24 protein-coding genes are annotated in these 22263 nt (G+C 65.8%); 10 read left to right on the top strand and 14 right to left on the bottom strand.

Annotated features, from left to right (window positions below):
- The first annotated feature begins 67 nt into the window (after window positions 1–67).
- The 3 genes from CRO01_RS13185 (at window position 68) to CRO01_RS13175 (ending at window position 1729) form a co-directional block, all read left to right on the top strand.
- Entirely contained in the window at window positions 68–667 is a 600-nt protein-coding gene (locus CRO01_RS13185; protein ID WP_097009605.1) for a hypothetical protein, read from the top strand.
- Window positions 668–749: 82 nt separating this feature from the next.
- Entirely contained in the window at window positions 750–1313 is a 564-nt protein-coding gene (locus tag CRO01_RS13180) for an AAA family ATPase (RefSeq protein WP_097009604.1), read from the top strand.
- The gene (locus tag CRO01_RS13175) at window positions 1310–1729 is read left to right on the top strand and encodes an RNA-binding domain-containing protein (protein WP_097009603.1); all 420 of its coding nucleotides are present in this window, start codon (window positions 1310–1312) and stop codon (window positions 1727–1729) included. The genes CRO01_RS13180 and CRO01_RS13175 overlap by 4 nt, the downstream gene beginning before the upstream one ends.
- Before the next feature lie 20 nt (window positions 1730–1749).
- Here CRO01_RS13175 and CRO01_RS13170 read toward each other — a convergent pair whose 3' ends face one another.
- Both CRO01_RS13170 and CRO01_RS13165 read right to left on the bottom strand, forming a co-directional pair.
- Window positions 1750–2709 carry a hypothetical protein gene (locus tag CRO01_RS13170; RefSeq protein WP_375097344.1) on the bottom strand — a complete coding sequence of 320 codons (960 nt, stop codon included), beginning with the start codon at window positions 2707–2709 and terminating at the stop codon, window positions 1750–1752.
- A gap of 44 nt (window positions 2710–2753) precedes the next feature.
- Window positions 2754–3929, bottom strand: coding sequence for a hypothetical protein (locus tag CRO01_RS13165; RefSeq protein WP_097009601.1), 1176 nt, complete (start codon window positions 3927–3929; stop codon window positions 2754–2756).
- Between the two features lie 200 nt (window positions 3930–4129).
- On the opposite strand from CRO01_RS13165, the gene CRO01_RS13160 reads away from it, so the two are divergent.
- Window positions 4130–4387 carry a DUF7511 domain-containing protein gene (locus CRO01_RS13160; RefSeq protein WP_097009600.1) on the top strand — a complete coding sequence of 86 codons (258 nt, stop codon included), beginning with the start codon at window positions 4130–4132 and terminating at the stop codon, window positions 4385–4387.
- Window positions 4388–4419: 32 nt separating this feature from the next.
- On the opposite strand, the gene CRO01_RS13155 is transcribed toward CRO01_RS13160, so the two are convergent.
- The gene (locus CRO01_RS13155) at window positions 4420–5823 is read right to left on the bottom strand and encodes a signal recognition particle protein Srp54 (RefSeq protein ID WP_097009599.1); all 1404 of its coding nucleotides are present in this window, start codon (window positions 5821–5823) and stop codon (window positions 4420–4422) included.
- A 201-nt stretch (window positions 5824–6024) separates the two neighbouring features.
- Between CRO01_RS13155 and CRO01_RS13150 the strand changes: the two genes are divergently transcribed.
- From CRO01_RS13150 to CRO01_RS13140, 3 genes are all read left to right on the top strand, one after another.
- Window positions 6025–8304, top strand: a complete 2280-nt coding sequence (locus CRO01_RS13150) for an amino acid permease (protein ID WP_097009598.1) — start codon at window positions 6025–6027, stop codon at window positions 8302–8304.
- A gap of 50 nt (window positions 8305–8354) precedes the next feature.
- A complete protein-coding gene (locus CRO01_RS13145; protein ID WP_097009597.1) occupies window positions 8355–8783 on the top strand; it encodes a universal stress protein in 429 nt (142 codons plus the stop codon).
- Between the two features lie 112 nt (window positions 8784–8895).
- A complete protein-coding gene (locus tag CRO01_RS13140) occupies window positions 8896–9078 on the top strand; it encodes a hypothetical protein (RefSeq protein ID WP_097009596.1) in 183 nt (60 codons plus the stop codon).
- Window positions 9079–9109: 31 nt separating this feature from the next.
- Here the strand turns inward: CRO01_RS13140 and CRO01_RS13135 are convergent, their stop codons facing one another.
- The gene (locus CRO01_RS13135; RefSeq protein WP_097009595.1) at window positions 9110–9322 is read right to left on the bottom strand and encodes a zinc ribbon domain-containing protein; all 213 of its coding nucleotides are present in this window, start codon (window positions 9320–9322) and stop codon (window positions 9110–9112) included.
- 67 nt (window positions 9323–9389) lie between these two features.
- Between CRO01_RS13135 and CRO01_RS13130 the strand changes: the two genes are divergently transcribed.
- The gene (locus CRO01_RS13130) at window positions 9390–9638 is read left to right on the top strand and encodes a hypothetical protein (protein WP_097009594.1); all 249 of its coding nucleotides are present in this window, start codon (window positions 9390–9392) and stop codon (window positions 9636–9638) included.
- Between the two features lie 96 nt (window positions 9639–9734).
- Here CRO01_RS13130 and CRO01_RS13125 read toward each other — a convergent pair whose 3' ends face one another.
- The 8 genes from CRO01_RS13125 to ahaH all read right to left on the bottom strand — a co-directional run bounded on the left by CRO01_RS13125 (window position 9735) and on the right by ahaH (window position 18082).
- Window positions 9735–11156 (bottom strand): ATP synthase subunit B, encoded by a 1422-nt coding sequence (locus tag CRO01_RS13125; protein ID WP_097009593.1) that lies wholly within the window; start codon window positions 11154–11156, stop codon window positions 9735–9737.
- A gap of 2 nt (window positions 11157–11158) precedes the next feature.
- Window positions 11159–12919: an ATP synthase subunit A gene (locus CRO01_RS13120; RefSeq protein ID WP_097009592.1), complete on the bottom strand. Its 1761-nt coding sequence runs from the start codon at window positions 12917–12919 to the stop codon at window positions 11159–11161.
- Between the two features lie 3 nt (window positions 12920–12922).
- A complete protein-coding gene (locus tag CRO01_RS13115; RefSeq protein ID WP_097009591.1) occupies window positions 12923–13252 on the bottom strand; it encodes a V-type ATP synthase subunit F in 330 nt (109 codons plus the stop codon).
- Entirely contained in the window at window positions 13249–14304 is a 1056-nt protein-coding gene (locus CRO01_RS13110; RefSeq protein ID WP_097009590.1) for a V-type ATP synthase subunit C, read from the bottom strand. The genes CRO01_RS13115 and CRO01_RS13110 overlap by 4 nt, the downstream gene beginning before the upstream one ends.
- Entirely contained in the window at window positions 14301–14882 is a 582-nt protein-coding gene (locus CRO01_RS13105) for a V-type ATP synthase subunit E (protein ID WP_097009589.1), read from the bottom strand. Before CRO01_RS13105 ends, CRO01_RS13110 begins: the two co-directional genes overlap by 4 nt.
- Window positions 14883–14904: 22 nt before the next feature.
- Window positions 14905–15216, bottom strand: a complete 312-nt coding sequence (locus CRO01_RS13100) for a hypothetical protein (protein ID WP_097009588.1) — start codon at window positions 15214–15216, stop codon at window positions 14905–14907.
- Window positions 15217–15483: 267 nt separating this feature from the next.
- Window positions 15484–17763 (bottom strand): V-type ATP synthase subunit I, encoded by a 2280-nt coding sequence (locus CRO01_RS13095; RefSeq protein WP_097009587.1) that lies wholly within the window; start codon window positions 17761–17763, stop codon window positions 15484–15486.
- Window positions 17750–18082, bottom strand: a complete 333-nt coding sequence (gene ahaH, locus CRO01_RS13090; protein ID WP_097009586.1) for an ATP synthase archaeal subunit H — start codon at window positions 18080–18082, stop codon at window positions 17750–17752. The genes CRO01_RS13095 and ahaH overlap by 14 nt, the downstream gene beginning before the upstream one ends.
- Before the next feature lie 128 nt (window positions 18083–18210).
- Here ahaH and CRO01_RS13085 point away from each other — a divergent pair, with 128 nt between their 5' ends.
- A complete protein-coding gene (locus CRO01_RS13085; protein WP_097009585.1) occupies window positions 18211–18831 on the top strand; it encodes a methyltransferase domain-containing protein in 621 nt (206 codons plus the stop codon).
- Window positions 18832–18841: 10 nt separating this feature from the next.
- On the opposite strand, the gene CRO01_RS13080 is transcribed toward CRO01_RS13085, so the two are convergent.
- Window positions 18842–19309 carry a type IV pilin gene (locus CRO01_RS13080; protein WP_097009584.1) on the bottom strand — a complete coding sequence of 156 codons (468 nt, stop codon included), beginning with the start codon at window positions 19307–19309 and terminating at the stop codon, window positions 18842–18844.
- A 110-nt stretch (window positions 19310–19419) separates the two neighbouring features.
- Complete coding sequence (locus CRO01_RS13075; RefSeq protein WP_097009583.1) at window positions 19420–20658, bottom strand: DUF7096 domain-containing protein; 1239 nt, start codon at window positions 20656–20658, stop codon at window positions 19420–19422.
- A gap of 191 nt (window positions 20659–20849) precedes the next feature.
- Between CRO01_RS13075 and CRO01_RS13070 the strand changes: the two genes are divergently transcribed.
- Window positions 20850–22160 carry a helix-turn-helix transcriptional regulator gene (locus CRO01_RS13070; protein WP_097009582.1) on the top strand — a complete coding sequence of 437 codons (1311 nt, stop codon included), beginning with the start codon at window positions 20850–20852 and terminating at the stop codon, window positions 22158–22160.
- Window positions 22161–22263 lie beyond the last annotated feature (103 nt).

Genomic DNA, 22263 nt, shown 5'->3' with positions numbered 1-22263 from the left:
GGTCCGCTACGGTGCAATCGTGTCTCACGCGCAACACTAATGTGACGAACCGCCGAAGTGACACGCGATGGACCGACGCCGTCTCACAGGAAAAGCGATCGAACTTGCAGGGGTCGTCAGCGCGACTGCCCTGCTGGTTCTCGCGCTTGGGTGGCCGATCGAGCGGCTCGTGCCGATCGCGTTAGCGTTCGTGGCCGTGAAAATCTACGACGCCGTTCGGGACCGATACGACCTCAACCCCGGCTGGTCGAAGACGATCCTCGGCGTCGCGCTGGCCGTCCTCGGCGTCGTCGCGCTCTTTCGGCCCGGCGGACTGCTGTGGATCAAGTTCGGCTTCCTCGTCGCCGGTGCGTGGCTCGCACTCGACGGCACATTCGACCTCCGCGTCGGCGCCGAGCCGCGGCGGACCGGAAACGCCTACGTCACGGTACAGGACGGCGGGACGATCTGGCGTTCGCTCGACGCCGATCCAAAATCGGCCGAAGAACTGTACGACGCCGTCGACCTGCCCGACGACCGGATCGAGCAGGCCCTCGAAGAGCTCGAACGGCAGGGCCGCATCGAGGAAGCAAACGGCGTCTACCGGACCAGCACCCCCGATCGCGACTGGACGAGCGTCCCGGACCGCATCTTCGACCGGCTCCTGCGACCGTTTGGGCAGTTCTGACGCCGCGGGTTGGCGCGTCGTTTCGGCGTGCCGGCGCTCGGAACACAGCCCTTAAGCGCCCGTCCGCGCTACAACTGACCCGATGAGAGTTATCGGGACCGTCGGCCTGCCGGGAAGCGGTAAGGGCGAGGCCGCCGAGGTCGCCCGCGAACTGGGCGTCCCCGTCGTGACGATGGGAGACGTGATCCGCCGGGAGTGTCGGGAGCGCGGACTCGATCCCGCGACCAGCCACGGCGAGGTCGCCCAAGCGCTGCGCGAGGAGAACGGACCGGCAGCGATCGCCGAACGATCGCTCCCACTGCTCCGCGAGGCGCTCGACGACGCCGATACGGTGCTGGTCGATGGCATCCGGAGCGATGTCGAGGTCGACGCCTTCGAGAGCGCCTTCGGCGAGGACTTCTCGCTGGTCAGCATCGAAGCCCCTGCCGAGGTTCGGGCCGAGCGGCTCGACGAGCGCGGGCGCGACGCGGGCGCCGACGAGGGCGGCGAAACGCTGGCAGAGCGCGACGAGCGCGAACTCGGCTTCGGCATGGGCGAGGCCATGGAGCGCGCCGACGTGCGCATCGACAACACCGACTCGCTGGAGTCGTTCCGGCGGACGGTTCGAACGGTCATAGAGAGCGGTCCCGAGGAGGCCACCCAATGATCTACAGCATCGACGTTCAGATTACGGCGCCAGTCAACGACACCGAAGTTACCGACCGCGTCCGGGACGCCATCACGAACCTGTTCCCGAACGCCGACGTGGAGTTCCAGCACGGCGAGCTGGTCGGCGAGACGCACTCGATGGATCACTTCTCTGAACTGCTCCACCGACAGGAGATTCTCGACACCGCCCGCGGCGAGTTCTTCGGCGACAAGCAAGGAGAGACGTTCTCGTTCGGCCTGAAGAAACAGCCCGCCTTCGAGGGCGTGGTCAACTTTGCGGTCGGCAACCCCGACGAACTGGGCGACATCCGCGTCCGGGTCGAGGTCGAGGATCCCGATGTCGAGGCCTTCGTCGACCACGTCGCGCCGCCGACCGAGGAGGGCAAGCCCGTCACCGACGAGTCCGACGCCTGATCGTCCGGTCCGACTCCTTACTACACGACGAGCAGCGCGACCGTCACGCTGATAAACACGATTTTCAGGGCCGTGTTCACGAGGATTACCTTCGTCCCGAACTCCGGACCCCAGATGCCGTACTGGAAGGGGATCGAGCGCTTGAACGTCGAGAACGCGAAGGAGACGACGCCGCCGATCAGCATCGTCGCCACGGCTTCCTGCGTCGTGAACGGCGCTCCTAGCTGGGGTGCGATAGCGGCCGCGCCGCTTGTCGTGTCGATCGCAAACACGGCGATCACGCCCGCGCTTGCGGGCGGGAGTCCGAGCAACGAGGTCACGGGCTCGACGCCCGAAAACAGCGCCGTGATGTCGAACCGGGCCGTGAGAACCGCGACAGTTGCATAGACCACGGCGAGCCGCGGGACGATCGTCCGGAGCTTCGACGCCGTGCGATCGACGGCCGTTCGGACTTTCTCGCCGGCGGACTCGGCGTCCCCGTCGTCGGCGTCGATCGCCGATTGCGCGCTCGGATCGACGTTGTCAGTCGAGAGCAACACGGCGCCGGCGAGCAGGCCGACGAGCGTGATCGCCAGCGAGATGCCGGCCCGCGCCCCGACGTACGTGAGCCCGACTTCGACGCCGAGGATCGGGATCAACACCGGCACGTAGAACGTGAGGATGTGCTGGAGGAAGCCGAAGAACGTGTTGATGGTGATCGCGACCAGCGTCGCGGCGTCGTCGATCAGTCCCGACTCGCGGTACTCCGCGAGCATCCCGTAGCCGGCCGTCGGCGACGTTGCGGTCGCCAGAATGGCCGTCCCGACCTCGTCGGGCAGGTTCGCCGGCCCGGTCAGCGGCCGCGAGAGGACAGCGATGTACTCGACGACACCAAAGGCCACTGCGAGGTTGGCCAGTCCGACGCCCACGCCGACGAACAGGGCGATCGTCGCTACTCTGGGCAGGACGTTCCCGAGTAACAGTTCCACGAGCCACTGCACACCCACCGAACGGGTGGCTGCGAGCAAAGGGCTGCCGATTCAGTCTAGCAGTTCTTCGCAGCCTCAACCTGCTGTTGGCCCTCTTCGGCCTTGCTGCGGGCGCGAATCAGGTTGCCGTTGTCGGCGGCAGTCGCGGCTTCTGAGAGCGTGTCCGCGGCCTCGACGAGGTGGCCGCTGCGACACCGGGCGGTCTCGAAGCGCGAATCGAACTCGCCGGCGGGCGCGGGCTCGGTGTCGAACGTCGCGCTGGCGTCCTCGAAGGCCGCCCCGGCGGCGGCGAACGACTCGCTGGCGGCTTCGTATTCTTCGTTCTCGAACTGCTGGCGGCCGGTCTGGAGATCGGTCATCCCGCCCAGCATCGTCGCGTATCCGCCCGCGAGGGTGTTGAGCGAATCGCTCCGGTCGGTCGCACGCGAGAACCGCTCGTCGAGCTGCTCCGGTGCGGCCTCGGCGCCGCTCTGGAAGGTGCTCTGGGAGTTCTGGAAGTGCGTCCGGGCGTTTTCGAACGCGGTCTGTGACTCGCTGTAGGCCTCCTCGGTGAACCGTTGCTGGGCCGTGTCGATGTCGGCGACGCCGTCGACGAGTTGCAGGTAGCCCAGCGAGAGTCCATCGAGCCCCTGCGAGAATCCGACCAGCGTCGACGCGGCGTCGGAGACGCGGCTGATCGCGGCGTCGAGATCGCGCAGGACCGACGCTTCGGCGCTTTCGAGTCCAGAAGTCGCGTTCTCTGCCGCCGTGACGGCGCTGCTCAGGGGATCGCGACTCGCTTCGAGCATCGTCCGCAGCTCGCCGATCGCGTCGGGATCGAACTGCGATTCGAGCGTCGAAAGATCCCGTGCACCGGTCAGTAGGTCGGCGAATGCGTCGACCATCGCCGCGATCACGTCGGCGTAGGTCCGCGCCTGCTGGAGTTCGGTCTCGAACGATCCCGACGCGGCGTCCTCGGCCTCGTCCAGCGCTGTCCGGGCGGTCTCGATGCGATCGCGGGGGCCCGAGGCATCGAACTCGACATCGGCGGGTGTCTCGATGTCCGCGCTGACCGTCCCGAGCGCCAGCGCCGCGGTGTTGAGTTCCCCGATGGCGGTGTATAGCTTGTCCATAACCGCGTTCTGTGGGTCTCGCTCGGGCGTCGACCCGTCGGAGAGCGGGTTCGAACAGCCCGCAAGCGAGGCGCTCGCACCGGTTGCAGCGAGCGCGGAGAGGTAGCGTCGTCGATCCATACACGTACGGAACCGTCCGATCCCCTTAACGGTTGTCGCCAATTCGGTAGGTACAGCCTACCGACCGTTCGTGGTCGTGCCGACGGACGTGGCTGTCGTCGTCGGTTCCCGAGCGCGTGGTACCGCTATACAGCAGTACTGCTCGGACCGGCGGCCTCCTAGCAACGTATTTTGGATGTCGGTGTCGGCGTCTAGACGGGATGGTTTCAGACGACCTTCGCCGCCGATCCGCCCCAGCCCCGGACCACGGAACTGCACCGGACGCCAGCGCCCGGACAGCCATCGAGCGTGTGCGTGCTCGGGACAGTCCAGTCGGTCTTTGTCACGAGGTCGTCGCCGAGGCTGATGGCCCGGATCGATGCACGATATTCCCGCCGGACGCCACCGGCGTGGTCAAAATGTCGACGTGGCTGACGGCGGACGCTGACGCCTTCGTCGATCTCTCGACCGTTCGATAGACGCCGTCGCGTCCGCGGCGTCGACCGGCCGTTTAGAACGGCCCCTGTCCGCCGCCGCCGAGACCGCCCATGCCGCCGCCACCGCCACCGCCGCCCTGCTGCATCTTCTTCATCATGCGCTGCATGTCGCCGTCGCCCATGCCCTGGAACTGCTTGATGGTCTGTTCCATCATCTTGTGCTGCTGGAGCAGTTCGCGCACCCGCTCTTCGGGCTTGCCCGATCCACGGGAGATGCGCTCGATCTGATCGGCGCCGATGGCGCGGGGGTACTCCATCTCCTCGTCGGTCATCGAGTCCATGACCACGTCGAAATCGCGCATGCGCTCTTCGGTCACGTCCATGGCGTCATCGGGGAGCTGATCCATCAGCCCGCCGCCGAGCCCTGGGATCATGTCCATCACCTGATCGAGCGGCCCCATGTTGTTCATCGCCTCCATCTGCTTTTGCATGTCCTTGAGGGTGAACGACCCCGACATCATGTCCTCGGGGTCCCAGTCGTCCTCGGACTGGCCGGTCTCTTCCATCGCGCGCTCGACGCGCTCGGCGAGCTGGCGCAGGTCGCCCATCCCCAGCAGCCGCGAGATGAAGCCGTCGGGCTCGAAGCGCTCGACGTCGGCGACCTCCTCGCCGGTCCCCAGGAAGGCGATCGAGGAGTCGGTCTGATCGACGGCGGTCAGCGCCCCGCCACCTTTCGCCGTCCCGTCGAGTTTCGTGATGACGACGCCGTCGATGCCGATCGACTCGTCGAACTGCTGGGCCTGATCCTTGGCGCCCTGCCCGATCGCGGCGTCTAACACGAGCAGGTTCCGGTCGGGATCGACGACCGATTCGATGTCCTCGATCTCGTCGATCAGATCGTCTTCGAGCGCGTGGCGACCGGCCGTGTCGACGATGTGAACGTCGGCGTCGCTCGTCGCTTCGAGCCCCTCGCGGGCGATCTGGACGGGGTCGTCGGCGTCGGGGTCACCGTAGTACTCCACCTCGGCGCGGTCGGCCATCTGCTTGGCCTGATCGTACGCGCCCGGCCGGAACGTGTCGGTCTGGATGACGGCGGGTCGGAGCCCCTTCTTCGAGAACCACCACGCCATCTTCGCGGCGGAGGTGGTCTTCCCCGACCCCTGCAGGCCGGCGAGCATGATCGTCTGCTCTTCGAGCGGGAGGTCGGTGCTGTCGCCGACGAGGCCGACCATCTCCTCGTAGACGATCTTGAGCACGTGATCGCGCGCGGACGTGCCGCCCGGCGGTTCTTCCTCCAGCGAGCGCTCTTTGATCCGACTCGAAAGGTCTTGGACCAGCGCGATGTCGACGTCAGCTTGGATCAGGGAGCGCTGGATCTCCTTGACCACTTTGTCGACGTCTTCTTCGGTGACGCGGGACTTCCCACGGAGCGTATCGAGCGTGCCCCGAAGGGAGGTGCCGAGATCGTCGAGTACCATTTGCGGGGACGTAGGCTTGCCAGTCGTTAAAGGCTTTCTCGGTCCGCCGCGCTCGCGCGTATCGTAGCACCCTTAACGACTCGGTAACCAGTGATGGTACATGAACACGACTCGACAGTCACCGCGCTCCCCAGCGGACGATCCCGCAAGTCCGGACTACCTCGGGGACGAACGATCGCGCGAAAGCGCGGAGGTCGGTAGATGAGCGACGAGGAGCTCGCCAAAGACCTCGGCCTGCTGTCGGCGCTGACGATCGGTATCGGGACGATGATCGGCGCCGGCATCTTCGTGCTACCGGGGACCGCCGTTGCCCGCGCCGGTCCGCTCGCCGCGGCGACGTTCGTTCTCGGTGGCGTGATCGCACTGTTTACCGCGCTGTCGGCTTCCGAACTCGGCACGGCGATGCCAAAATCCGGCGGGGCGTACTTCTACGTCAATCGCGCGCTCGGGCCCCTGTTCGGATCAGTCAGCGGCTGGGCCAACTGGCTGGGGCTGGCCTTCGCCTCGTCGTTCTACATGTACGGATTCGGCGAGTACGTCAACACGCTCGTCGGCGTCCCCTCACTTGCTCTCGGTCCGATAACGATCTCCGCCGCCCAGCTGATCGGTCTCGTCGGCGCCCTGCTGTTCATCGGCATCAACTACGTCGGCGCCAAGGAGACGGGCGGGCTCCAGATCGTGATCGTCCTCACGTTGATGGGCATTCTCGGCCTGTTTACCGTGGTCGGACTGCTCAACGGCGATATCGACTCGCTGACACCGCTTGCGCCCGGCGATACGACCAGTGAAGTGCTGCCCGTGACCGCGATCGTGTTCGTCTCGTATCTCGGCTTCGTCCAGATCACGTCGGTCGCCGAGGAGATCAAAGATCCCGGCCGGAACCTGCCGCTGGCAGTGATCGGGTCGGTGCTGATCGTCACCGTCATCTACGCGCTGTTCCTGCTCGTGTTGCTGGCGGCCGTACCGAACGAACTCGTCGCCAACAACAGCACAGCGGTCGTCGACGCCGCCGAGTTGCTCTTTGGCCAGTACAGCATCTTCGGGTTCAATCTCGGCGTCGTCGGCTCGGCGCTGTTGCTGATCGGCGGCCTGCTGGCGACGGCCTCGTCGGCGAACGCGTCGATCCTCTCGTCGTCCCGGATCAACTTTGCGATGGGCCGCGAGAAGATCGTGACGCCGAAGCTCAACGAGATTCACCCGCGTTTCGGGACGCCCTCGAAGTCGATCATGATCACGGGCGGGCTCATCGTCTTTTTCCTGCTGGTCGGTGACATCGAGCTGCTGTCGACGGCCGGCTCGGTATTGCACTTGATCGTCTATGGCCTGCTGAACATCGCGTTGATCGTCATGCGCGAGGCAGACCCCGACGAGTACGATCCCGACTTCCAGGTGCCGCTGTACCCCGTCGTCCCGATCATCGGCGCCGTCTCGTCGTTCGCGCTCATCGCGTACATCGAGCCGTTCGTGATCGGACTCTCGGCTGCGCTCGCTGCCTTCGCTGCCCTGTGGTACCTGTTCTACGCGCGCTCGCGCGTCGAGAGCTCCGGCGTGCTCGCCGACTGGATCATCGACCGCTCCGAGGAGATGCCCGACGCCGCCGTCTCGGCGGCCGACACCGTCCGTCCCGACGCCGCTGGCACCGCCGTGCCAAACGGCGGCGACTTCCGCGTGATGGTGCCGCTGGCAAATCCCCGGACAGAGACTGATCTGATCACGCTCGCCAGCGCCGTTGCCAAGCAGAAAGGTGGTACGGTCCACGCCGTCCACATCGTGCAGGTCCCCGACCAGACGCCGCTGAACCGCGGCGACGAAATCGCCGGCCAGCTCGACGCCGAGTCCAAGGAGCTACTGGACCACGCTCGGGAGGACGCCGAGACGTTCGGCGCCGCCGTCGAGACCCACACCGTCCTCTCACACCGCACGTTCGACGAGGTCTTCGACTCGGCCCGTCGGCTCGACGCCGATCAGGTCGTGATGGGCTGGGGTCCCCACTCCCACGGCCGCGCCGAATCGCGCGTCGACGAGCTCACCGAGGACATTCCCTGTGACTTCCTCGTGCTCAAGGACCGCGGGTTCGACCCCGATCGCATCCTGCTGCCGACCGCCGGCGGCCCGAGCACCGACCTCAGCGCCGAGGTCGCCAAGCTCCTGCGCGAGGAGTACGGCTCGGAGATCACGCTGCTCCACGTCGCCGACGAAGGCGGTCGTGACGAAGCGCGTGCGTTCATCGACGACTGGGCAGCCGACCACGGCCTCGACGACGCTGAGGTACTCGTCGAGAGCGGCGATGTCGAGGAAGCGATCGAACGAGCATCCGCCGATGCGACGATGATGGTGATGGGTGCGACCGAGCGCGGCCTGCTCTCGCGGCTGGTGAACCAGTCGCTCGTGCTCGACGTGCTCGATGACGTCGAGTGCTCGGTGCTGCTAACCGAGAAGGCCCACAGTCGCTCGCTCAAAGAACGACTGTTCGGTCGGTAGCGCCGCCCGACGACGGTACTGTTTTTGTCGGTGCGCGGAAACCACTAGGTATGACGACGCCACTGTTCGAGCGCGCGCTCGTTCCGCTCGCCAGCGAAGACGACGCACGATCGACCTGCCGGGCTATCGAACCGCATCTCCCCGAAGACTGCGAGATCGTTGCCGTCCACGTGATCGAGAAGGCCGGCGGCGCGCCCGACAAGGCCTCGGTCGAGCAGCGCGAAGACGTGGCAGACCATATCTTCGAGATCGTCACCGACCGGTTCCCCGACCGCAACGTCTCGACGGACGTGCTCTACGGCACCGACGTGGCCGACACGATCATCGAGTACGGCGGCGAGGTCGACGCATCCGTCGTCGCGTTCACGCCGCGGGAAGCCGGCCGACTCGTTCGCCTGCTGACCGGCGATACGATGACCTCGATGGTAACCGAGACGGATCGGCCGGTGTTGGTGTTGCCCGACCCCGACGACGAGTAACGCCCGTCGCGTTGATCGTACCGCACGACGCCGAGGGGAGGGTCGACGCTGTCGCCGAAAATATCTAAAAAACAGCCCGTTTTATGTAGTTTGAGACACATATACTCGCTTGATGGTCCGATCTACGACTGCCGGTTCGACGCCGCTCGGCGAGCGAATCGAACTGGGTCTTCTCGGCCTCGGTACGCTGGCGACCGCCGTCGCGGCCTACCACGCCGGGACGACCGGGAACTGGGTGCCGTTGCTGATCGCCAGCGTGGCGACGGGAACGCTGGTCGCGCTCACATCCCGATAGGGGGGCCGCGAAGCGGCGACGCAGTCGCCGGTCACCCGAGAAACAGATCCGCTAGATTCCCGCTCGACGAACTCTTGTACAGTTCGGCGTACCCGCAGTTCACGCAAGAGACGACCTGAAACGACCTGTTCTGTACGTCGAACATCTTCGAGAGGCCGCCGCCGGTCGTCGAGATGCTGTCGAGTTCCGTTTCGGTGTGGCCACATTTTGGACAGCCTCTCTCGTCGGTCTGTGGAGGGCTCATATTTCGAATGGGAGTCTGCACCGACAAAACCTTTATGCTCAAATGATACGTTCGAAACGTTAACACTATGTCCGGAGTCGGCGTCATCGCGGTGCTCGCACTCGGCGTCGGCGCGACGTTTGTTCTGTACGGCCTCATCGCGAGCGAGACGGCCGATCCCGAGATCGTCGACCGCGAGACGGCCGAGCGCAAGGCCCGAGAGCGCGGCGGACGCGGTGGCGCCGCTGAGACGACCGATCGCTCCGACACAGAGCGGGACGATCCGGACGCGGTCGGCTGGGACACTCGTGACGACGGTCGGTGGAACGACGGCTAGCAACCCACGTACGACGCTGTTCGGGGTGGGGGCCTTGGCTAAAATGAACCGCAGGTGTCTCCGGTTGATCGACCGGAGCCGGTGAACTGAGTGCGATCAGTCGGCGGTCGCTTCGACGGTTTCTCCCTCGTCCTCGCGGTAGTGCTCCGCGATGAGGTCCTCGTCGATGCGGTTGAGGGCCTCCTTTGGGAGCATGCTGAGCAGGTCCCAACCGAGCTCGATCGTGTCGTCGATCGAGCGGTCGGTGTCGTAGCCCTGCTGGACGAACTCGGCCTCGAAGCGGTCGGCGAAGTCGAGGAACTTGTTGTCCCGCTCGCTGAGCGCTTCGCGGCCGACGATGTTCACGAGGTCCCGAAGGTCCTCACCTTCCGCGTACGCGGCGTACATCTGGTCGGACACGTCGGCGTGGTCCTCGCGCGTGAGGCCCTCGCCGATGCCGTCGTCCATCAGTCGCGAGAGGCTCGGCAGCACGTTGACCGGCGGCTGGACGCCCTGACTGTTGAGGTCCCGATCGACGTAGATCTGGCCCTCGGTGATGTATCCCGTCAGGTCCGGGATCGGGTGAGTGTCGTCGTCGCCGGGCATCGTGAGAATCGGGATCTGCGTCACGGAGCCCTCGCGGCCCTCGATGCGGCCGGCCCGCTCGTAGAGCTGGGCGAGGTCCGTGTACATGTATCCGGGGTAGCCACGTCGGCCCGGAACCTCCTCACGCGCGGCGCCGATCTCGCGCAGCGCCTCGCAGTAGTTGGTCATGTCCGTCAGGATGACCAGCACGTGGTAGTCCTGCTCGAAGGCGAGGTACTCCGCCGTGGTCAGGGCCATCCGCGGCGTAACCGTCCGCTCGACTGCGGGGTCGTCCGCGAGGTTCATGAACACGACCGAGCGCTCGAGCGCACCGGTGCGCTCGAAGTCCTCCATGAACTCGTTTGCCTCCTCTTGGGTGATCCCCATCGCGCCGAAGACCACTGCGAACTCCGAGCCCTCGTCGTCGTCGCCGGCGTCTTCTTCTTCCGGGACGGTCGCCTGACGGGCGATCTGCAGGGCGAGTTCGTTGTGGGGCAGGCCGGATGCCGAGAAGATCGGCAGCTTCTGGCCACGCACCAGCGTGTTCATGCCGTCGATGGCGGAGACGCCGGTCTGGATGAACTCCTCGGGGTACTCGCGGGCGTAGGGGTTGATCGCCTTTCCGACGATGTCGATGCGGTCGTCGGGGACGATCTCGGGGCCGCCGTCGATCGGGCTGCCCGACCCGTCGAGCACGCGCCCGAGCAGGTCCTCGGTGACGGGCATCTTCATCGTCTCGCCCAGGAAGCGAACCGACGAATCGCGGTCGATGCCGCCGGTTCCCTCGAACACCTGGATCGCAACGACGCCTTCGCTCGATTCCAGTACCTGGCCGCGCCGGGTGTCGCCGTCGGGGGTCTCGATCTCGACGACCTCGTCGTAGCCGACGGGCTCGTCGACCTCGGCGAACACCAGCGGACCGCTGATCTCGGTGATTGTCTGATACTCTTTCATTGTTAGTACAGCTCCCGGAGCTGGTTCGTGATGTCGTCTTCGAGATCGCTGATGAACTCCTCGTAGTCCTCGGCGACGCCCATACGATTGAGCTGCGGGGCGGCGTCGATGTCTTGGATCTCCTCGACGGGAACGCCGGCGTCGAGCGCCTCGAACGCCTCGTCGTTGAACGTCTGGATCGCCTGTAGCATGCGGTAGGTCTTCGTCGGCTCGCAGTACGTGTCCACGTCGTGGAACGCGTTCTGCTGGAGCCACGCCTCACGGAGGTAACGGGCGACCTCGAGGGTCAGCTGCTGGTCCTCCGGCAGGGCGTCCTTGCCGACGAGCTGGACGATCTCCTGGAGTTCGTCCTCCTCGTCGAGCACGTCGATCGCCCACTGGCGCAGCTCGGGGTAGTCCTGCGCGACGTTGTCGCGGTACCACGGGTCCAGCTGGTCGCGATACAGCGAGTAGGACTCGTTCCAGTTGATAGAGGGGAAGTGACGCCGTTCGGCGAGGTCGGCGTCGAGCGCCCAGAACGTCTTGACGATACGCAGCGTGTTCTGGGTGACGGGTTCGGAGAAGTCACCGCCCGGCGGGGAGACGGCACCGATCGCGGACACCGATCCCTCGCGGCCGTTGAGCGTCTCGAACTTGCCGGCGCGCTCGTAGAACTCTGCCAGACGAGCGGCCAGATAGGCGGGATAGCCCTCCTCGCCGGGCATCTCCTCCAGTCGGGAGGAGATTTCGCGCATGGCCTCTGCCCACCGGGAGGTGGAGTCGGCCATCAGCGCGACGTCGTAGCCCATGTCGCGGTAGAACTCCGCGATGGTGATCCCCGTGTAGATACAGGACTCGCGGGCGGCGACGGGCATGTTCGAGGTGTTGGCGATGAGGCAGGTTCGGCTCATCAGCGGCTTGCCCGTCTTGGGGTCTTCCAGCTCGGGGAAGTCCTCGATCACTTCCGTCATCTCGTTGCCGCGCTCGCCACAGCCGACGTAGACGACGATGTCCGCGTCGGCCCACTTAGCGAGCTGGTGCTGGGTGACGGTCTTGCCCGACCCGAACGGACCGGGAATCGCGGCCGTCCCGCCCTTCGCGATGGGGAACAGGCCGTCGAGAATGCGCTGCCCCGACACGAGGGGCGTGCGCGGGGTTCGCTTCTCCTCGGCCGGGCGCTGCTGGCGAACCGGCCACTCTTGGTGCATCTGGACCTCTTCGCCGTTGTCCAGCTCGACGATCGTCTCCTCGACGTCGTAGGTGCCCGACTCGACGGCGACGACCTCACCGCCCTCGTAGTCCGGCGGCACCATCACTTTGTGCTCGATGCTCTCGGTCTCGGGAACGGTCCCGACGATGTCGGTCGGGCCGACTTCGTCGCCCTCCTCGACGGTGGGGTTGAACTCCCACGTCGCGTCGAGGTCGATCCCCGGCGCGTCGACGCCGCGGTCGAGGAACGCGCCCATCTTGTCTTCGAGCACTTCTAGGGGACGCTGGACGCCGTCGTAGATGGAGTCCAGCATTCCCGGCCCGAGGTCGACGCTCAGGGGTTCGCCCGTGTTCTCGACGGGTTCGCCCGGCCCGACGCCGGACGTCTCCTCGTACACCTGAATCGTCGTAACGTTACCTTCGATCTCGATGACCTCGCCCATCAGCCCTTCGTGACCGACGTAGACCACGTCGTTCATCCGGGCGTCGAGGTCCGTCGCGGTCACGACGGGACCGCTCACGCTCTCGATGAGTCCGTCTTCGCGGACGGACTCGGATTCTGTTGCTTGGCTCATGATTTAGCTCTCGTCTTCCTCCATCAGGTCGATACCGATCGCTCGCTTGATCTGTTCGCGCAGTCCGCCGCTGCCCGCGCCGCCACCGAGGGTGACGACGACCGGCTCCACGCTCGTCTCGACGTCCTGTCGCACGCCCCGCGAGAGGTGATCGAGGTCGTCGGAGTGCATCACGACGATGCCGACGCCCTCGTCGGTGAGGACGCGTTCGACGGCGTCGTCGAGCGCGTCGCCTTTCTCGTCGTCCGGGACGTTCTCGAACTTCCGGACGCCGGCAAGCCGGAACCCTGTGGTGAAATCCGGGCTGCCGACGACAGCGATTTCTTGGCTCATAGTACCACCAGCTCGTCTTCGATCTCGGCCTCGTCCAATCCGGCCTCGCGGCCGCGTGCGATCGCGCGGATGTTCTCGACCTCGCGCTCCTTGGCGAGGATGTAGGAGAGCACCGCGGCGATCGACACCGGGTAGACGTTCGACAGCTGATCGGAGTACTCCAGCAGCGCCGCCTCGAGGGCGTGCTCGAAGCCGATCAGACTATCGGCCGCTTCGAGTTCGTCCAGCGCGAGGTCTAGCTGGTCGCCGTAGTGGCTCTCGCGGATGTGCGCGACGAGTTCGTCGAAGTTCCCGACGAGTTGTCTAAGCGTTCGCTCGTCGAAGAGGGTTCCGCCCTCGATGAAAAACTCCGTCGGCTCGAGATCGGCGCCGCTGCGGGAGAGCCGCAGGGCGTTCCGGAAGTCGATCTCGGCCTCGAGGAACTCGACGTAGCGCGCTTTCGGCCCTTCGACGTTCGGCCCGACGCTGACGCCGGAGAGCAGTAGCTCGTAGAACGCGCGGTCGGTAGCGTTCTCGAGCGGGACGAGTAGTCCCTCTGCCTCGAAGGCCTCGTAGGCCTCGTCGAGCGGTTCGTAGAACTCGGTTCCCTCCAGCAGTTCGATCGCGTCTTCGATGCTGCCGGCTTCGGCCAGCCGGTCGAGCAGTCTGTCGTCGAACTCGCCGGCGCGGATGTAGTCGGACTGGATCGCCTCGGCGTCGGCGTCGGTGTAGATCCCACGCAGCGCCGTCTTGACGTTCCAGACGTCGAACTTCCGCAGGTATCGCGCGATCAGGTCGTACAGCGTTCCCTCGGACCACTCCAGCAGGTCGTCGAAGTGCTTTGCGAGGTTGGCGTGCAGCGCGTACTCGATCAGGTCGACGCCGCCGTAGCGCGACCCGAGCGTGTTGATCTCGCTCTCGTACTCGCTTTCTTCCATGAACCGCGCGATCTCGCCGGGACCCATCCGCACCAGCTTGCGGTAGTCCTCGTCGCCGAACAGCTTCCGCCGCCGGGAGCGAACGCGAGCGTTCACGTACTCCGGATTCGAGGCACCGTGCTGGCTCGTGCTCATTGTTCGAAGAGCCGCGAGCTGATCTCTCGCAGGTTGTCCTCCCAGACGTCTTCGAGCACCGAGTCGAACGTGTTGTTGACTCGCAGACGACTCGACTCGCTCTCGACGACGACGCCGCCGAGACAGTCGTACTCGCCGCCGTACTCGAACCCGTCGTAGTCTTCGAGGATCTCGGTCAGGAGCTCCTCGTCGTCGGCGCGACCGTACACGACCACGTCGTCGGCGTCGTCGAACTCCGGCTCTGCGGCGTCGAGCAGCGCGCGGGTCAGCTCCTCGCGCTCCTCGCCGCTGAGGTCGGCGAGCTCCGATTCGACGGTCTCTCGGACCGACTGGAGCGTGTCGCGTCGAGCTTCGAGGCGCTTCTGCTTGGCCTCCAGCTTGGCGCTGGAGAGCTTCTGTTCGCGCTCCTGTTCGATCTGTCGCTCCGCCTCAGCCTCGGCCTCGGCAACGGTCTCCTCGGCGTCGGCTTCGGCTTCTGCGACGATCTCCTCGGCGCGGGCTTCGCCCTCCTCGCGGATGTCCTCCGCACGCGCGCGGGCTTCGTCTCGAATGTCCTCAACGACTGTATCCAGACTCATTGTAAGAAATGGGGGGTGCGGTTTAGACGAAGAGCGCGACCAGCGCGAAGATCACCAGCGTCTCGGGAAGGACCGTCAGAACGATCCCGATACCCGTAGAGATGGAGTCTTCGGCGAGTGCGCCGACTGCGGCCGCGCCGATACCTCGCTCGGCGTAGCCCGCGCCGATGGCGGCGAGGCCGATACCGAGTGCTGCTGCGGCGCCCTGCTCGATGGCGGGGCCGCCGCCGTTTCCTGCGGCTCCAGCGGCGGACTCGTTGCCCTGAAGAACTGTAGCACTGTCTGCGAGACCCTGCGCAACTACCGGTGCGATGTCTGCTGCGGATTCGATCATAATTTGTGTACCTCGTGGCTTCGGACAGTCCGTACTTCTCCCCAGAGAGTTCATAAAGCTTCCCAAACGAAACGGCCGATTTCGGCAGTCTAACCCATGGAAACGGGATTCGACGGGCATTATACTTTCGATACGACGGCGAAATAGTGACAGCCTCAGTATAATTTCGCACTCCTCCCCGCTGTCAAACCGACCACCGCCCACAGCTCGCAACGAACGGTGTCGCTATCGCGTCGACAGCAGCCAAAAAACGACCGGCGGTCGAAGTCAGTCCTCGGCGGTGTACTCCCGGTCGTAGCCGAACGGGGAGAACACGCGGCCGCCGCCCTCGTAGAACTTGTCGAAGAACTCGACGTACTCGAGACGGATCCCCTGCAGACCGGCGCTGGTGACGCCCAGCAGCAGGACGACGAGGTGGCCGATCACGAGGATGAACACGCCGGCGACCGCCGAGGCGATGCCGCCGTGGAGCAGGCCGCCGAACATGATCTCGGTGACCTCGTGGCCGTGGTAGCCGTGTTCGGCGTAGTACGACGGCGCGTGGCTCGTCGCAAAGTGCCACTCGCCGTCGACGACGTACACCCCGAAGAACAGCAGGTTGACGACGAACGCCATCCCTGCCTTCGCAAGGATCACCGCGCCGATCCGGAGGTAGGAGAGCACGTCGCCGAACACGCTGAAGCTTTCGAGGCCGCCGATGAGGATGCCCATCAGGCCGTAGTGTTTGACCTCGCCGTAGACCATCGTCAGGAAGCCGATCGCCAGCAGCGGGACGCCGACGAACAGCCCGACGGCTTCGGGGAGTCCGCTAAACCCGAGGTTCAAAGCGGTGTGCTCGCCCTGCGGGCCGAACGAGGTGTACAGCATGTCGGGCTTTGCGCCTTCGAGGTGTCGGCTGAACACCCACGTCCACAGCCCGATCATCAACGTCGCCCACGAGCCATGTTCGAGATAGGACTCGACGACGCCGTGGTCGAGATCGTTGATGAACCCGAACACGTAGCCGATCGTGAGATGGAGCAAGCCAAGCAGCAGGCTCGCAACCAGCCACGCCTGTCCGTAGTAGCTAAAGGCAGGCTGGAGCCCCTTGTGCATCGGCGGGCTTCCGCTCGGGAACACGATCTCTCCGAGGAAGTGCATCCCGAACATCTCACCGTACAGCACGCCGAACAGCGCCGTGAAGCCGCCAGCCCACATGCCGATCGCACCGAGGCTGCGGAACACGTCGTCCTCGAAGCGGCTATAGAGCAGGTAGCCGACGCCGATATACAGCAGGCCGTAGCCCAGATCGCCCAGCATGAACCCGTAGAACGCCGGGAACGTCAACAGCAGGATGAGCGTCGGGTCCAGCTCGGAGTATTTCGGCCGGTTGATCATCTCGAGCAGGAACTCGAACGGTTGGGCCGCCTTGACGTTGTCCTGAATCACCGGCGGGTCGTCGGCCATCGTGACCGCGCTCGATGAGCCGGCTGCCGTTGCGGTGGCGGTCCCACCATCCGTAGCCGCCTTGGGCGGCTCTTCTTCGGCGTCGCCGGTCGACGCCGCCGCGGCGTCGTCCTCGGCGTCGTCGTGGTCGACTTCCTCGGTGTGGGCCGCGTGGCCGTCCTCGGTGTACTCGGCGCGTTCGAGCTCTTCGACCTCGACGCGATCGCCGACGGCGTCGTCGAGCGCGGCGACCAGATCGTCGTAGCGATCGGTCGGCACCCAGCCTTCGGCGACGAACGCGCGCTCGGTCGTCGCAAACTGCAGGGGCGCTTCGGTCTGCTGGACCTCGATGGACAGCTTCTCTTCGGCGGCCAGCAGGAAGCCCGCTGCGTCGACTTTGATCTCTTCGAGCTCGCTCTCGATCGAGTCGAGCTTCGATTCGAGCTGCTGTTTGCGGTGGCGCAGTTCTTCGAGATACTCCTCGGGGCTGCCCTCCGCGTCGGGCACGTCGAGCTCGGCGAAGTCGACGCCGACGAGCGCGTCGTCGAGCGCGCCCTCGCCTGCGTCATCAGCAGGGTAGACGAAGGCCGCGACGACGTCGCCGTCGCCGCCGAACAGCTCGAACTCGTCGACGCTGTCGGCGTCGGCGAGGGCGGCGCGGAGCGCCTCCTCGTCACCTTCGCCGACACGCACGTCAAGCGTGTCGTAGCCGCCGAGCAGATCGAGGTCGATCCCGAGCTCGGCAAACGGCGCCATCGAGCTGATGCGGTCGTCGACCTCGCGGAGTTCGTCTCGAAGCTCACTGCGTCGGTCGTCGAGTTCGTTGACCTCCGACTGGATCTCCGCGAGCTCCTCGTCGAGCGCCTCGTCGTCGACGATCCGGCTCGGGCCGGCGTCCTCGTCTTCGACGCCGAGGATGCTCTGGAGCGAACGGACGGTGACCAGCTTCTCCGACGCCGCCTCGGCGCCCGCGGCCGGGTCGCCGTTGTCGAAGCCCTCCCACGAGCCGTCGTAGTCACTGAGGTGGACTAGGTTGAGGTCGTGGATCGCGTCGATGACTGGCTTCATGACCGCGCGCGAGCCGGCCACCGACACCTTGCTCATCCGCTCAGGTCTGAGCATGCACCGCCTCCGTGAACACCTCGAGGACGTGTTCGACCACCTCGTCTTCACGTCCGCTTGCCTTCTCGGCGAGTTGGTCGCGCTGCTGGCGTCCTTCTTCGAGGATCTCCTCGCGCTCCTCGGACAGTTCTTCGCGGGCCTCCGAGAGTCGCTCGTCTTTCAGTTGGCGGGCCTCGGCGTCCGCTTGCTCGCGGATCTCCTCGGCGCGCTCGCGGGCCTCGGCGATGCGGTCGTCCCGATCCGCCTCGGCCTCCGCGACGATCTCGTCAGCTTCGTCTTCGGCCGTCTGTATTCGGTCGAGAACCTCTGGCCTCGGCATATCTATTATCAGGCGGAACTTTGCAAAGGGGCGTATAAGGTAGTTGCGAAAGGTGTCGCGGGACGAGCACCGCCAACCGTCGGCCCAAACGGTCAGCATTATGATCCGGTAGCCCTAATCCCCGTCCAATGGGCGTTCTCGAGAACAAGCGGCGCGCACGGCTGTTCTACAAGTACCTCTCGCAAGTGTACGACCGCGTCAACCCGTTCGTCTGGAACGAACGGATGCGCGACGAGGCGATCGGCATGCTCGACATCGACGCCGACGACCGCGTGCTCGACGTGGGATCGGGTACCGGCTTTGCGACCGAGGGACTGCTGGAGCACTCTGACAACGTGCATGGACTCGACCAGAGCGTCCACCAGATGGAGAAAGCGTGGGCGAAACTCGGCAAGCACGACCCCGTGCAGTTCGCGCGCGGCGACGCCGAGCGACTTCCCTATCAGACCGACAGCTTCGACGTGCTCTGGTCCTCGGGATCGATCGAGTACTGGCCGAACCCCGTGATGGCGCTGCGCGAGTTCCGGCGCGTCGTGAAGCCGGGCGGACAGGTGCTGATCGTCGGGCCGAACAACCCCAAGAGTACGATCGGACAGAAGGTCGCGGACGCGATCATGCTGTTTTACGACGCCGACGAGGCGGATCGGATGTTCTCGCGCGCGGGCTACGAGGAGATCGAACACCGTCTGATGGGGCCATCCCACAAACCCGACGTAGCCATCGTCACCGTCGCCCGCGTGCCCGAGTAGCGACAGGGCGTCACTCGGCCGCGACGCTTCGCTCCGCCAGTATCTGACCGTCGACGCGGACGACAACGTCGACGGTCGCTCCGGGGTCGATCCCGCCCGGCGCGTTCGTGCCGGCGATCCGTAGCGACGCCGATTCGCCCGCGCCCCAGTCGCCGCTCCACGCCGGATTGAACGGTCCCGTCGGCCCCGAAACGAACCCGTTTGCAGAGAAAAACGGCACCGGTGGCTGCTGCGCTAGCGCGCTGCCGTTTACCGTGATGCTGACCGAGACTGCCTCTGGGTCAAGTGTGCTCCCTCCGCCGTGGCTCACTGTGATTTCGTCGGCCTCTGTGTCGACATCGACCGCCAGCGCTGCCTGTGCCGGCGGGCCGTCGGCGTCGACGGCCGCCAGCCCGCCGGCGACGACAGCAGCGAGCGCGACGCTGACGAACACGAGCAGCGCGACACCAACTACGGGAGCGACACCTCGACGCGTCACGGGCGCCACTCGCGGCGCTTTCCGATATGAACCTGTGGACCGAGACGCCGACGATCGGCTCTGCTAGCGCGGGTGCTCTCTCCTTCAGAACGCAGTAGTGTGAAACGTGGCTACCGGACCGTCACCGTCGCCGTCTTGTTCTCAACTGTCACCGAGTCGCCCCCGACCGTGGCGGTGACCGACACCGGTCCCGAGCGTGCCGGAATCCATTCCGTTCCGTCGTCGCCGACAGCAACGGTGTGGTCATCGATGGTCACGTTGGCGTCGAGCGCGGCGCCGTCGGGCGTCGTCACGTTAACCCGGACCGGCCCACCGTCGGGAACACGGTGCGCCGCGACCTTGATGCCGTTTGCCGTGTTGCTCACCGTCGGCGACGTTTCGAGGTCGCTGACATCGAGTTCGTGGTACTCCAGCACGACATCACGGGTGGTGCCGTCGAGGAACGTCTGTAAGGTCCCTCGATCGTGCTCGATTCGGACCCACATCAGCGAGTTGTACCATCGGTGGGAGTTGTCGTTGCGGCTGTTCGAGTAGATCCACGGGTACAGCTCCGCGCCGCGCTCGCTGACGTCCATCCCGTCGGTCACGTCGAGCAGGCTCTCGAACCTGATCGGCCCGTCGTTGACGTAGCTATCGTACTGGACGGATTCGCGGCGGTACTCCGATCCGACGATCCGATCCATCACCACGTTGCTTCCGTTCGACGCGATCCGGATGTCTTCGACCGGCCCCCGGTCGCCTTCCAGCGCCGCGGCGATGTCAGCCCGCATCGGCGTCTGGAAGCGGGCCAGCTGTCCGTTGAGGCGGATGTCGCGGGCTCGCTCGTCCGACGCGAGCTCGGTAACCGTGTTAACACGCGTTTCCAACGCCGTCGCTTCGGCGTGGATCCGGCCGATCGTCGAGAGGAACTCGGCGCCTGTGATCTCGCCGCGGGCGTACCGCTGTGCGGCAGCCTGCTCCCGTTCGTGTAGCTCGCCGATGGTCGCTTTGATGTCGTCGACGGATTGGTTGATGATTCTCTGTCGCCCGGCGTCCGACGCCGCGGCGCCGTAGCTGTTCTCGATCCGAGTGGCGGCGAACGCCGCGCGCAGTTCGGCGTCGGCGTCGCCCAGCGAACTCCCGATGCCGGCGCTCGCTCCGGCGTACGACGTGCTCGTGTCGCCGCCGACCGTCACCCACGAGACGCCGCTGCCCGAGCTGCTGATCGTGAGGGCGTCGAGCCGTGGCTCTGCCGTCGGCGTCGCGTCGCCTGTGTCAGGTACCGCCGGCGCTGCCGGCCCTGCGACCGAGGCCGCAGGGAGCGACAGTACGAGGAGGGCTGCAAAGACCACCGCGCGGAGACGCGTCATGTCAGCAGGGTATGCTCCTCTTATACAAAAATTCGCCGCCTCTACTACTCTTTAGGTGGCTCGGTCGGCCCGAATTCTCCAGCGAGTAGCGCCACTGCGAGCACCTGAGAGCCCGTGAGACGTTTTATAGCTAGTGCTGGCGGTGTAACCCGATGAAAAGGATTTTCTTGCCCCAGTCAGCAAGGGAGGGTATGCGGGTTCGCGCCGCCCTCCTGATCGTCCCGCTGTTGTTCGCCCTCCTCGTCGCACCCACAGCGGCGGCTAGTCCGGGCATACCCGGCAGTGCCGACGGCACGTCGCAGCTGGCGGGGTCGACCGCCATCCAGAGCGACGGCACTAACCAGACCGAGCTCAGGCAGGTGTTCCGGATCAACCTCACCGCCGATGGCGACGCGCGCTGGACCGCGACGACGCGGATTCACGGCATCGACACGCCCGACGAGCGCGAATCGTTCAACGATCTCGCCCGCGAGCACGAGGCCGGTCACGCCGAGGCTGGGTATTCGACCGAGACCTTCGAGCCGTTCGTTGCCAACGCGTCGGCGGCGACCGGCCGCGAGATGTCGATTACCGACGTGAACCACTCGGCCCGCCTCGCCAACGAGACCGGCTACCTCTCGTTTTCGTTCACGTGGACGAACTTCGCGCAGGTCGAGGGTGAGAACGTCGTGCTGGGCGACGCGTTCCAGACCGAGACGGGAACGTGGCTGCCCCGGCTCGAAGCGGGGCAGCGCCTCGTCATCGCCGCGCCGCCCGGCTACGCCTTCGACTCGTGGAACTTCGGTACTTCGCCCGACGGCGGCGTCGACAGCGGCACCGCAGCGTGGACCGGTCCCACGTCGTTCGATGCGGGCGACATCGAGGCGACGTACGTGCCCACGGGTGACACCGGCGGGCCGGATCCCCCGGGACCGGACCCCTCCCTCGGAACGGCGCCGCTGGTCGGGGGCGGGCTACTGGCCGTCCTGCTCGGGCTCGCCGTCGCTTGGTACGCGTCCGACCTCCGGCGCGAGGACGTGATGGCGTACGTCGACTCGCTCGCCGACGCCGATGGCAGTTCGGTCGCGGCCGGCGACGGCGGCGAAGCCCGGTCGCAGGCGAGCACCGATGTCGATGATGCCGATCCAACTCCCTCGCCCGCCGACGAAGCGGCGCCGGAGAGCGGGACGACCGAAGCCGGCGGCGGCAGAGCAACGGCCGAGAGCGCAAGCACGGCCGCCACAGCTTCTGGGGCTGAACAGGCTGTGACCGATGCTGACGACGAGGACGCCGACCAAGTCGACCCCGAACTGCTCAGCGACGAGGAACGCGTCGAGCGACTCCTCCAGCAGAACGGCGGTCGGATGAAACAGGCGTCGATCGTCACCGAAACCGGCTGGTCGAACGCCAAGGTGTCCCAGCTGCTGTCGGCGATGGACGACGACGACCGCGTCGACAAGCTTCGAATCGGCCGCGAGAACCTGATCAGCCTGCCAGACGAGGACGTTACCGACGGCGAGTGACGCCCGCGATTCCGCTGCGGCGCCGACATCGGTGGCGCTGGGACAACGTTTCACGACGGATTACAGGTTTCAAAACCATTTAGCGGGTGCTCCGTCCAACGTA

The organism is Natronoarchaeum philippinense (genome assembly GCF_900215575.1).
In the GTDB taxonomy this organism is placed as follows: Archaea; Halobacteriota; Halobacteria; order Halobacteriales; family Natronoarchaeaceae; genus Natronoarchaeum; species Natronoarchaeum philippinense.
Note: the sequence above shows the minus strand (reverse complement) of the source record. Positions and strands in the feature narration are given on the sequence as shown.